This is a genomic window from Nocardia mangyaensis, from assembly GCF_001886715.1.
GTDB classification, from domain to species: domain Bacteria; phylum Actinomycetota; class Actinomycetes; order Mycobacteriales; family Mycobacteriaceae; genus Nocardia; species Nocardia mangyaensis.
Window position 1 is genome coordinate 3,846,415 of record NZ_CP018082.1, and the last position, 12,486, is coordinate 3,858,900.

Sequence of the window (12,486 nt, forward strand, 5' to 3'; positions counted from 1 at the left end):
GTCTCCGACGAAAGCACCAGCAGTCCTCCTGTGTATCACCATCTTTCGATATCGGTAGCGTTCAGGAGAACACTCCGCGACCTAATGAAAAGTGCTCACGCCTTGGGCGGGCACGACATCCCACGCGAAGCACCACATCCTGACCTGCGGCAACGGGCTCTCGCTCGCGGTCATGCAATCAGCGGCCAACGTCAACGACCACCTTGTGCTACCCGAACTGCTCGACCGAGTACGGCCGCTTCGAGGACGCCCAGGCCGACCACGTGAGAAGATCACGACCCTGATCGCGGACAAAGCTACGACTATCCGCGCGTCAACGACCAGCTCGAGCGTCGACCGATCACCGGCTACATCCCACGCCGCGGCACTCGCGACAAGGTCACCGCCGGCCGCTGGATCGTCGAGCAAACCCTGGCCTTGCTGCACCAATACCGACGGTTGGCCATCCGCTGGGAACGGCGCACCGACATCCACCAAGGATTCCTCGACCTCGCTTCTGCGTTGATTTGCTGGCGACGACTCAGCAATCGAACCCGATAGAGCTCGTAGCGACGACGAATTCGCAGCCCTCGATCACTGGCTGCGAGCAATCTGAGAAGCACGAGATCTACAAGAATCGACAATTACTCGTCCATAAGTCCTATGCTCGCATCCTCACTGCGAGTGTGCGACTGGTGAGGTGAGTGTTCGTTCTCCTCGGTATCGAGGCGACCGGTCAGCTGTGAGCTCGGCATGCATTCAAGTTCGCGTGTTCGTCCTGCCGTGCAGCTCTCTTGCCAGGTCATGGGCCGCTTCCAGACCTTGACTCGTGGCGCGTACCGCATTCAGTCCGGCAGTGTCGGCTGCGCCACCGATGACGCGGTGTGGGATGTCGAGACTGGTGAGGGCCCTGAGTAACCCGTCGTTGCGTTCTTGTCCCGCTGCGAGGATCACGGTGTCGGCTTCGATGAACTCGTGCCCGCGCTCGGTCGCTACCAGCACGCCCGTGTCGGTGATCGCGCGATAGTTCACGCCGGTGATCATGCGTGCTCCTCTATGGCGTAGGGCACCAACAGCGACCCAGCGTGTGGTGAGACCGATTCCCGCGCCGATCTTCCCGGTTCGCCGCATCAACGTCACCGATCGCCAGGGCTGCGCCTGCACCGGTTGACGATCGAGACCCCATTCGGCGCGGAACGAGGCCCCGCGTGCCCCGACCCCCTTAGTGGCGTTGTCCAGCAGCAGATGTGCGAGGTCGACAGCGATACCTCCTGCACCGATGATCACCACGCGCCGCCCTATAGCCGCGGGATCGCTGAATGCCCGACGATAGTCGAGCACTCCTGGGCTCTCGATGCCGGGCAGATCCGGTGTGCGGGGCAGCACGCCGGTAGCGAGCACCACGGCGTCGTTGTCGGTCAGTTGCCCGGCATCAACGATCGGGGCGCCGAGGCGGACATCGACTTCGGCCTCGTGCAGCATGGTGGCGAAGTAGCGGATCGTCTCACCGAAATCCTCTTTGCCCGGCACCGTCCTGGCCATCCGGAACTGGCCGCCGAGCTCGTTTCCGGCTTCGTGCAACGTGATTCGATGGCCCATGTTTGCTAGTGCCTCGTCCAGGAAGGTTGCCCTGGTAACCGGGTGTCGAGTTGATCGCGCGCCCGCGACCGGAGATGCTCCCCGGTGGAGGTGGTGCCGGTGGCCAGGAAACCGGAAGTGTTTGTGCGAGAAGTGACCCCGGACGAGGGCCGCCGACTGCAGAAGATCACGAAGACGAGCAAACAACCGATCAGGATGCGGCGTGCGATCGTGGTGATGGCCTCGGCGCACCGCCAGCCGGTCCCCGCGATCGCGAGGTTGATGCAGGTCAGCGAAGCCTATGTGCGGCAAGTGATCCACGACTTCAACGAGCGGGGGTTCGACGCGTTGGACCCAAAATGGAGCGCGGGCAGACCGAGCAAGGTGGACCGGGCAACGCGTGAACGCATTGCCTGTATCGCCCGGTGCTGCCCGCGAGACCTCGGCTGGCCGTTCTCGGCCTGGAGCTTGTCGAAACTCCGAGAAGTGTTGGCCACCAACAACATCGCTGAGATCAGTCGTGAGACTCTGCGCAAGCTCTTGAAGGCCGAGGGTGTGTCGTGGCAGGCGGTCAAGACCTGGAAAGCCGGCACCGATCCCGAGTTCGCCACCAAGATGGACCGCATCCTCGACCTCTACGACCACCGGCCTGCTGACGGGCGGGTGGTCTGTGTCGATGAGTTCGGGCCGTTGAACCTGCAACCTCGTGCTGGTCGAGGCTGGTTTCCGCGGCGTAAGCCGAGACGGTTGCGGGCGACATATCACCGCACTCAGGGTGTTCGGCACCTGCTCGGTGCCCTGGATCTGGCGACGGGGAAGATCCATTACCGGATCCGGGACCGGAAGCGGTGGCAGGAGTTTCTCGGGTTGCTGAAGTCGCTGCGAGCCCGGTGGCCAGGTGAGAGGCTCTACGTCATCGCCGACAACTTCTCCCCGCACAAGCGGGCCGAGGTCCGGGACTGGGCCGCCGATCATGATGTGGAGTTGGTGTTCTTGCCGACGTATTCATCGTGGTTGAACTGGATCGAGTCCGAGTTCGCGGCGCTGCGCTACTTCGCGCTCAACGGCACCGATCACCGCAGCCATGGTGAACAGGACGCCGCGATCGGTGCCTACATCCGCTGGTACAACCAGCACGCCCGACCCAAGCGGGACTTCGCCGTCAACTCCAAGATCCGGCGACCGGATTACCTACCGAAGGTTGCTTGACGAGGCACTAGCGACAGCGCTGCGACCAGCCCCGCGGGTCCGCCGCCGACCACGGCGATGCGCCTTTTGTGGGTGCCCCCTCGGGCTGCCGAAAGACTACGCTCGCTCGGCTCAGCGGGCTGCCCGGTCTGCGCCGTGGCGGGATGGGGGAAATCGAGTTCACGCCCGGCACGGGGATTGACCAGGCACGAGACTGCAGTGTCCCCGATTGAGCGGTCGATGCATTCGTTGCAGGCGATGCAGATGTTGACCGCATCGGCTTGGCCGGAACGTGATTTGCGCACGATCTGCGGATCAGCCAGGAACGGCCGAGCCATCGAGACGAAGGCGATCCGCCCGTCGGTCAGGATTTGCTCGGCGTGCTCCACGCGGTTTATCCGATTGGACGCGATCACCGGCACGTCGACGCCGGCAGTTCGGACGGCGTTGTTAATCATCCTGGCATAAGGTACCCATACCCCGGGCGGTACCAGTGCCTGCACTGTCGGCACTTTGGCTTCGTGCCAACCCACGCCGACATTGATCGCGTCAACGCCCGCGCGCGCCAATGCGACAGCGAAATCGGCGATCTCGTTGCTGGTGCTCGAGCCCGGCATCAAATCATTCCCGGAGATTCGAAAGATCACCGGTAAGCCCGTCGTCTCCTTGATCCTGCGCAACAGTTCTAGCGGGAAGCGTAGTCTGCGTTGTGCGTCGCCGCCCCATCCGTCGTCTCGCTGGTTGGTGATCGGGGACAGGAACTGATTGATCAGATATCCTTCCGATCCCATGACCTCGATCGCGTCGAATCCCAAGGTTGACACGATGTCGGCGGCGTGTGCGAAATCGGTCAATGTCTGCTGAATCTGTTTCTCGGACATCGCCTCCGGCATGCACCGCGAGAACCCGCTGTATTGTGCCGAAGGCGCCACCGGTGTCAGACCGAAGGCGGATTCGAACCCGTAGCGGCCGGCGTGGAAGAGTTGGGCGGCGATCCGCGCGCCGCCCTGGTGCACGGCCGTGACTGCTCGTGACAGCGCCTGTTGGTGTGGGTGCTCGGTGATCACGGCGTACATTCGTCCGCCCGCACCGACTGTGTTCACTGCGATCCCGCCAGTGATGATCAAAGACGCGCCCGCGTGGGCGCGTTCGGCGTAGAAGGCCGCGAGGGAGGCGCCCTGGTCGTCTCGCGCCTCGAGATTGAGGTGCATCGATCCCATGATCAGCCGGTGGTCGAGTTCAAGCGACCCGATCCGGCCTGGTTGCCAAACATGATATATAGGCGTCATTCACGTCCCCCGAGCGATCCCTCGAGCACCGGTCAGGGAGTGGGACGATCGGGAAGGTTGAGAGGGGGCTCGACGTCGTCGAAGAACGGCGGAGCGGCGATGCTCAGGCCGCCATCGACGACAATCGTCTGGCCGGTGATGTATTCCGAGCCGGAGGACAGCAGGAACGCACAGGCGTCGGCGACCTCCTGAACCGTGCCCGCTCTACGTTTCGGAATCCGATCCAGCACCGTCTGCATGGGTGCCATTCCTGGCACGTCGTAGAAGAACTTCAGGGAGTCCGACTCGATGAGCCCGCCGCTGATCGCGTTCACGTTGATGCCGTATGGCGCGAACTCGACGGCCATGTAGCGCACCCACGCCTCGACTGCGGCTTTCATCGCACCCAGTGTCGAGTATGTCGGGTAGGCGCGGGTGCTGCCGTAGGAGGTCAGTGTGAGGATTCTTCCCCCGCGGTCCATGAGCTTGACCGCTTGCTGGGCGCCGAGCACGAAGGACCGCATGTTCATGGCGTATGAGCGGTCCAGGTGATGTGGTTTCAAGTCCACGATGTTCTTGAAGGCGCTCGCGGCAGCATTGGCTACGAAGTAGTCCAAGCGTCCGTATTCCGCTGTGACAGTGCCGAATAGGTCGGTGATTCCCTGCTCGGTTTCGATGTCGGCCTGGACCGCGAATCCCTGTCCGCCGAGCTCGGCAATATCGGTGACGACGTTCTCGGCGAGGCCGGTGTTCTTCTTGTAGTTGACTACGACGGTGCCGCCTTGTGCGGCCAATGTCAGGGCAAGGGTTCTGCCGATGCCTCGCGAGGAACCGGTGATCAGGGCGATCTTGTTTTCGTGGGACATGTGTCGAACTCCTTCAGGGCGGATGTGCCTGCGCGAATTTCTGCAGTTCTCGAAAGACGATCATCTTCTGAATCTCGTTGGTTCCCTCCTCGAACCGTTGCGCGCGGGCGTCGCGGTACACACGCTCGATCGCGCTGGTTTTCCAGTAGCCGATACCGCCGTGTACCTGAAGTGCTCGGTCGGTGACACGGGTGAGCATTTCGACCGCGTTGAGCTTGGCCATGGAGGAAAGCTGGGCCGCTCGCGTGCTTCCGGCGTCCCATTCGCGGGCGGCATGCAAAGTCAACTGTCTGGCCGCCTCGATATCGGTTTCGTTTTCCGCGAGCATGAACTGAATCGCCTGCCGGGTAGTGAGCGTCTTGCCGAAGGTGACGCGGTGGCTGGCGTACTCATGGGCCAACTCTTGCGCGCGGCACGCCAATCCGACGCAACTCATGGCCACCGAGATCCGCGACGGTGTCAGGAATCCGCCCAGAGCCACGGCCAACCCATCGCCTTCGGCGCCGAGGCGATTGGCCATGGGCACCGGTGCCGCGGTGAAGAGCATGCGGGCGTGATCGGTCCCTGTCACACCCATCGTTTGCGAGGTGTCCAGGACATTGACCCCGGGTACGTCGCGAGGGACCATCAGCGCGATGGTGCCCTCGTGACCGGAGGAGCCGGCGAGTCGGGCGGTCAGTAGCCAGTAGTCGCACCGCACACCGAAGGTGATCAGGTGTTTCTCCCCGGAAAGGTAGTAGGTGTCACCGTCTCTGGTCGCGCAGCAGGTGATGTCGGCACCGGTGCCGTTGCCCGGTTCGGTCAACGCGAACGCGACTCTGCTCGTGCCCGCGACCGTCGGCCGGACGAACAGATCGCGCTGGTGTTCGGTGGCGAACGGGTCCATCGCCCGCCAGGTGCCGTTGACCACGTGCACGATCATTCGGACCGAGGCGTGCGAGCGGGAGAAGACCTCCATCAGGCAAACCCATTGCTCGAAGCTCAATCCTTTGCCGCCCAGGCGTTTGGGTGCGGCCAAGGACAGGTACCCGCGTTCGCGCAGTTCAGTCCACAGTCCGTCATCGACCGTCCCGGTCGCCTCGATGCGCTCGGCCCATTCCTCACCGGGGCCCCGCACCCATTCGGTGATCTCGGTGAAGAGTGTGTTGTATTCACCAGCGGGGTTCGCCGAATCTGACGTTGCTGACATCGTGGACACCTGTTCGTCGTTCGCGTCGGTTCGGGCACAGTGCTTGGCCATTTCTCGGAGCACATGCTTCTGGGTTTTCCCTGCGGCATTGCGTGGCAGGAGGTCGATCAACTCGAGGTGCTCGGGCCAGTAGTGTTGCGCGACCTGGTGTTCGCGGAGGTAGCTGACCATGTCGTGGAAGGTGAGGTCGGTGCCGGGGTTAAGGACGGCGAAGGCGCAGGCCCGTTCGCCCAGTCGCTGATCGGGCATCGCGACGATCGCGACGTCGTCGATGCTGGGGTGCTCATGGAGGAGGTTCTCGATCTCTACGACCGGGACCTTCTCCCCGCCTCGGTTGATGACGTCTTTGACCCGGCCGGTGAGGTGGACGAAGCCTGCCTCGTCGATGACCGCCAGGTCCTCGGTCCGATACCAGCCGTCGGTCGTGAATGCTTGCCGTGTCAGGTCCGCCCGCCCGAGATAGCCCTGGAAGCAGGTGGGGGAATCGATTTCGAGGTTTCCCTCGGTGCCGGGTTCCAGCATGGTCCCTTCGTCGTCGGTGATCCGTAGCTGGACCCCGTTGAGGGCTCGCCCATCGGTTCCCCAGGCGTGGCTCGGTGGATCGCCGGGTGCGCTCAACGCAGCCAGACAGGTTTCGGTGGTACCGAACGCACCGCATACCGCGGCGCCGAGCACTTGGCTAGCGCGCTGGGTGAGCCCTCGGGGGACGGCGGCCCCGGTGACGACGAAGATCCGCAGCGAGGCGGGTGCGGGTGCACCGGCCTCTACCGCCTTGACAAGGTCAGACAAGAACGGTGTCGCTGCTTGGACGAAACTGCCCCTGTACGCGGACAACGCCTCGAGTGCGCGGTGCGGATCCCATCGGGCCTGAAGGATCTGCGGCACCCCGAGTTCCACAGCAACGCACATTCCGTAGAGGAACCCGGTCTGGTGCGCCAATGGGCTGGGGATGTGGATGACGTCGGTGCTGTTGAGTCCGAGGTGTTCGATCTCCATCGATGCCGCACGCGCCAGTGTACGGCCGGTCATCAGTGAGCCTTTCGGCTCGCCGGTGGTCCCGGAGGTGAACAGCAGCTGGGCGATGCTGTCCGGGTCGCAGGTGCGGTGTGGGAGCGGCGCATGATCGATTCGGCCCCGCAGAAGTTCGTTCCAGTCGTGCCAGGCGACGGTGTTCGGCATCGGGGCTCGGCTATCAAGGGGTATCGCGGGGAGCACGATCACATGCCGCAGATCCTGTGGTGTGCCACGCCGCGGGTTGGTGAGCATGTGGGCGATCGCGGTGGTGTAGTCGCGGCTACGGAAGCGGTGGGGGACGAACAGTACCCGCGCCTGGGTGCGCCGGAGCATGAATCCGATTTCGCGTTCGCCAAGAATCGGCATCAGCGGAGTGCAGATCGCCCCGATGCGCATGGTGGCCGCGGCGATGATCACGAATTCGGTCCGGTTCGGCAGTTGCAGCGCCACCGGCTCACCGGGCTGCACACCGAGCTTGATCAACGCGCTGGCTAGCGCGTTGATCAGGGAGTCGAGTTCAGCCCAGGTCGTGACCCTTCCTGCTGGGCCAGTATCGACCACCGCGACATCGTTCGGTCGCTGCTTAGCCCATTGACTCACCCGATCCGGCAGCGTGCACTGCGCGCCGATCCTCGCGCGGGCGTCCTGGCGGGGTTGCGTGTGCGGTTCGGCTTGGAGTGGTTGTTCTCGCTCGACGCTCATTGCGATTCCGAAGCCGTTCATTGTCTCCAAGTACGTCGGGTAGGAAATTCTGTACGCGTTCGGATAGGTCAGCCTCGACTCGCCTCGACTCGCCGAGGCGGCGATCGCCAGTGACATGAGAACCCGATGATCGTTGAACGAGGACAGTCTGGCCCCCACCAACCCACCCACTCCGCGCACGCGCAGCACGTTTCGGTCCAGGGTGAGGTCGGCGCCCATCTTGTTGAGCTGGAGCATGGCCGAGACCCGATCCGACTCCTTGAGCCGGACGTGCCCGATATTGGAGAAGGTGCTTTCACCGTCGGCGAAGGTGCTCATCACCGACAGAATCGGGAGCATGTCCGGGATTGTGCGACAGTCGACATCGGTGGGCCTGAGCCGGATTCCGCTATGAGCGATCCGCACGCCCCCGACGGTGGGTTCCATGGGCACACCCATTTCTCGGGCGATCTCGAGGAACCTCATCTCCGGGTGGTCCACCGCAGAACCAGCGAGCTGGGTCAATCCACGCAGCACGACATCGCCTGGGTGCAGGGCAGCAGCCGCAACGCCGAAGGCGGCCGATCCGATGTCGGGGGGCATCACCAGATCACACGGGATCGGTAACTGATCGGGTTCGATCTCGAACCGACCCCAGTTCGGGGTGGCATGCACCGTAAGCCCGAAATTCTGCATCATCGCGATGGTCAGTTCGATATAGGTGTATGAGGCCATGACGTTGGTGACGCCTCTGCGGAGGCGGCTGGCTGGTGGCCGGTTCCCGGCAGCCGAATGTGGTCGATGGTAGTTGTAGTGGATGTTCCAGATGCCGAGGGCGTGGGCTCGTTGGTGTTCGGATGTCCATTCGCGGGCGTAGAGGAACTCCTCGGCCAGGATCCGGTTGTAGCGCTCGACCTTGCCGTTGTGACGCGGCGTGTATGGCCTGATGCGTTGGTGGCGAGCGCCACGCAACGCCTTGGCGAAGTCTGCGGCGCGGTAGCAAGAGCCGTTGTCGGTCACGATCCGCTCGAGGAAGACGATGCCGTGTGCACAGAAGAACGCTCGCGCCCGGTCCATGAATCCCTGTGCGGTCGCGGATTTTTCGTCGTCGAGGGCTTCGGTGTAGGCCAGCCGCGAGAACCCGTCGACCGCGGAGTGCAGATAGACGTATCCGGCTTTGGCTCCTCGCTTCTTGGCAGCTGCGGCGGCCTTGGCCTGGGCGGAGTCGCGGCCGTGAGCCCGCCAGCCGCCACCGTCGGGAATGCGCCCGACCTTCTTCACGTCGACATGGACCATGTGCCCTGGCCGCTTGGCCACGATCCGGCGTGGTGAGCGATTGTTCTCACCGGTCGGGTCGATGAACCGGCGTCGGTTCAAGCCCAGGTTGAGCAACTGCCTGGTCACGGTCCTGACCGCGATATCGACACTGTCACTACGTAGTTCGTGCGCGATTCGTCTGGCCGGCCACTTCTTGTCGCGGCGCATCTTCTCGATCCGGCGGGTCACCTCGACTGATGTGGCCCTCGGTTGATGATGCGGCGTGCTGGAACGCTCGGCCAGGCCCAACGCACCGAACCGGCGGTGCCGGTTGACCCATTTCGAGGCGGTTTGACGTGAAATGCCCATCTCGGCAGCGACGTGAGCGATCGGGCGGGTCTGGCAGCGCTGCACCAGGCGGCGACGACCTTCGATGGACAGTGGGGCGTTACGGTGGGTCACGGACGGGTCTTCCCGGTCGAGCGGACGGAGGATGTGGTGTTTTCCATCCTGCCGCCGGGAGATCCGTCCCCTCAGCTCACCCCTGTCCGGGCGTCAACAACCTCATGACCCACAACATATAGGGCTGCTCGTTCAGCTCACCCTGTACCTCGATCACAGTGGGGCCAGTGGCGAACGGCGCCAGCAGGATCAGACCCGAGATCCATTGCGAGAGGGTTCCCGCGATCTGCACCCGTCCCCCCGTAGGGCGCTGGGCGGCCACCCGGATCGGCGGGCACCCATCACTGGACTCGACCAGCACACCCATCTGCCCCAACGCGCGCAACAGCGGCTCGACCGGCCGCCGCCGGAAAGCCTTGTGCGCGTCGACTACCACCGGGCCCTGGGCCAACGAGGCCAGGCCGATCATGAAGTAGAGAGTCGTTCCGGAGCTGCCTGCAGAGACGGTCTCACGCAGGGGCCGGTAGGGGCCCCCATGAACGAGGTAGGTATCGCCGTCGATCTCGATTTCGGTGCCCAGGTTGCGGAGCAGGGCGAGGGTGTACTGCACGTGGCGCGCTTTCGACAGCCCGGTGATTCTGCTGATGCCCGGCGCCAAGGAGGCAAGGATCAATGCGCGGTGGACATGATATTTCGATCGGGGAACGAGGGCCTCGCCCGTCAGGCGATGAGGCTTGCCTTCGACACGTAGATACATAGACCCGACTCCAACAACTCGTGTGAGACCACTTGTCAACAGCGCTCGGTCAACGCTGACGTTTGGACCGGCGCGGGATTGTTCGGGTTCTCGATCGTGCCGCGGCGGCGAGTTCGGTCAGTACTTCGGCGGTCGTCGACCAGCTCATGCACTGATCGGTGATGCTCTGACCACGTATCAGCGGTTGTGTAGCCACCGCGTTCTGGGTGCCGGGCGACAGAAAACTCTCCAACATGATCCCGCAGACCGCGGTATCACCAGTGGCGATTCGGTCGGCGATGTCATGGGCGACCACACGCTGGCGTTCATGGCTTTTGTCGCTGTTGGCATGGCTCGCATCGATAATCAGCCGCTCAGGCAGACCGGACGCTGCAAGAATCCGATACGCCTCTCGTTCGGCTTCGAGGTGATAATTCGTGCCGCTCCTGCCGCCGCGCAGTACCAGATGGCAATCAGGATTTCCCGCAGTATGCCTGAACGCCACAGTACCCTCGGGGGCCATGCCGATCCATGGTTGTGGGTGCGAAGCCGTGAGGATCGCGTTGACGGCGGCGGCTATCGAGCCATCAGTTGCGTTCTTCATTCCGACAGGCATCGGCAAACCGCTGGCGAGTTGCCGATGAATCTGCGATTCCACAGTTCGGGCACCAATGCATCCCCATGAGACCAAGTCGTCCAGATACGCCGGCCCGACCGCGCTCACCCATTCCATAGCGATCGGCAAACCCAGGTCCGTAATCTTCATGGAAATAGATCGTGCCAATGCGAACCCACGCGCCGGATCGGCGTGACCGAAAACATCCGGAACTATCGCCATCCCCGGCCATCCCGATGCGGTCCGCGATTTCTCGAAATAGGTTCGCATCACTACGGCCAGGTCGTCGGAGAGTTCCCGAGAAACCAAGGCGAGCCGTTCAGCGAACTCGATAATGGCTTCACTGTCATGCACCGAGCAAGGTCCGACTATAACGAGCAACCTCTTGTCATTGCCGCACAAAATTTGCCGTATCGCAGTGCGTCCATAGTTGACGGTGACTGCCGAAGTTTCTGTAATTTGTCGCGCCGCACGCAGATTGTTAGGGCTAGGCAATCTTTCCCACACCGTTGGTTGCCGGGAGAGTCCTTCTTCTGTCACACACATAGGGCAATCTCGCCTTCGGGAGACATCGTCGCTTCGCTACGAAATCAGGATGGTGACGAGCCTGTTCGATCGGACCGAATCCATCACTGCGGAATCGAGCTTCCGTCACAATGGCTGTCTGCGAAGTTCTCGCTTCGACAACCGCTGCCGCCGATCACTCGAAGCCGTCAGCGTAGGTGAACTTCCATGAAGGTCATGACATCGTCTGGGTCCCGATGGAGGGTGATCGTGTCGATACGGTCGGTCGCAACCTCGCTCAACAGTGCGCGCATGTCCTGCTCGTCCCTGTGCACGAGCGGCCAATCCATCACCGCCTCGAGTAGGGCGGCATCGCCGAACCCCCGCACGATGTTGGCGATGTGCAGAACCCCGCCAGGTGCGAGAGAGTCGATCAGGCATCGCGTCAACGGGATCGCGGTGCGCTCGGTCAGATAGTCGTACAGACCGCCGGCAAGTATCAGATCTACCTGCTCAGCGATGGATCCCTGCTCGCAGATCCCTCGCACCGAACTATGGACAGGGATCACCCCGTAGTCCTTCTCGGCCACGTGGAGTGAATCCAAGTCCTGGTCCACCGCGAAGTAACTTTTCAAGGTGCCGCTCCGGACCGCGGTACTACCGTGGGCCTCCCGCGCGTGCCCCGCGCCTACCGATGCCACCCGAGCATCAGTTCTCCGTGCCGACACCGCATCTACCGCCGAACTGAAAAGTTGTCTCCGATATCGAACTGCCCGAAATGGTGGGATATCGCAGCCGTAGGTGAAGAGCTCAGCACTAAATCCTTCGAGGCTCGGCAGGTCGCTCCCGATGCCGTAAATCATGTCCATTGTCACCGCATCGCCTGGATAGCCGCGAGGCTTGCGGAAACTCCGTCCGATGAGCGGGTCCTGGCGTAATAGTTCCGACAATGCATGGGATGAGGTCAGCACCCGTACCCTATACCAGTCGGCAGGCGTGAGGAAACGCCGCTGATCCCTGAGCCAATCACGAACCCGATCGAGCGGGTCGACCACCTGACCTGCGATCAGTTCGGTAAATGCCTTATCGAGAATGGATATATCCAAAGCCCAGCCTCCAGCTCCTATTACGATTGCAGCTGTTTCGCAGCGTAAATATTCGGTGACGCAGATTTGCACACGGAAAGCGAAGAATTGCCGACGAGCCGA

The 12,486-nt window shown here is 62.7% G+C and carries 8 protein-coding genes and 1 pseudogene; 1 reads left to right on the forward strand and 8 read right to left on the reverse strand.

Annotated elements, in window-relative coordinates; genetic code table 11:
* Positions 1-738: 738 nt before the first annotated feature.
* Positions 739-1,578 carry an FAD-dependent oxidoreductase gene (locus tag BOX37_RS17310; protein WP_071928566.1) on the reverse strand — a complete coding sequence of 280 codons (840 nt, stop codon included), beginning with the start codon at positions 1,576-1,578 and terminating at the stop codon, positions 739-741.
* A gap of 123 nt (positions 1,579-1,701) precedes the next feature.
* Between BOX37_RS17310 and BOX37_RS17315 the strand changes: the two genes are divergently transcribed.
* The gene (locus tag BOX37_RS17315) at positions 1,702-2,766 is read left to right on the forward strand and encodes an IS630 family transposase (RefSeq protein WP_240504908.1); all 1,065 of its coding nucleotides are present in this window, start codon (positions 1,702-1,704) and stop codon (positions 2,764-2,766) included.
* Here the strand turns inward: BOX37_RS17315 and BOX37_RS17320 are convergent.
* The 7 genes and pseudogenes from BOX37_RS17320 to BOX37_RS34060 form a co-directional block, all read right to left on the reverse strand.
* Positions 2,745-4,034 carry an oxidoreductase gene (locus BOX37_RS17320; RefSeq protein ID WP_071928567.1) on the reverse strand — a complete coding sequence of 430 codons (1,290 nt, stop codon included), beginning with the start codon at positions 4,032-4,034 and terminating at the stop codon, positions 2,745-2,747. The two genes, BOX37_RS17315 and BOX37_RS17320, sit on opposite strands and share 22 nt — an antisense overlap.
* 32 nt (positions 4,035-4,066) lie before the next feature.
* The gene (locus BOX37_RS17325) at positions 4,067-4,879 is read right to left on the reverse strand and encodes an SDR family oxidoreductase (RefSeq protein WP_071928568.1); all 813 of its coding nucleotides are present in this window, start codon (positions 4,877-4,879) and stop codon (positions 4,067-4,069) included.
* Positions 4,880-4,892: 13 nt separating this feature from the next.
* Positions 4,893-7,805, reverse strand: coding sequence for an AMP-binding protein (locus BOX37_RS34940; protein ID WP_420811627.1), 2,913 nt, complete (start codon positions 7,803-7,805; stop codon positions 4,893-4,895).
* A gap of 9 nt (positions 7,806-7,814) precedes the next feature.
* Positions 7,815-9,482 (reverse strand): annotated as a pseudogene (locus tag BOX37_RS36160) (IS481 family transposase); the annotation flags it as partial.
* 76 nt (positions 9,483-9,558) lie between these two features.
* A complete protein-coding gene (locus tag BOX37_RS17335; RefSeq protein WP_071928570.1) occupies positions 9,559-10,179 on the reverse strand; it encodes a 3-phosphoshikimate 1-carboxyvinyltransferase in 621 nt (206 codons plus the stop codon).
* Between the two features lie 49 nt (positions 10,180-10,228).
* Positions 10,229-11,320, reverse strand: a complete 1,092-nt coding sequence (locus tag BOX37_RS17340) for a 3-deoxy-7-phosphoheptulonate synthase (RefSeq protein WP_084759766.1) — start codon at positions 11,318-11,320, stop codon at positions 10,229-10,231.
* 167 nt (positions 11,321-11,487) lie between these two features.
* Positions 11,488-12,384 (reverse strand): hypothetical protein, encoded by an 897-nt coding sequence (locus BOX37_RS34060; protein ID WP_156910436.1) that lies wholly within the window; start codon positions 12,382-12,384, stop codon positions 11,488-11,490.
* Positions 12,385-12,486: the final 102 nt, after the last annotated feature.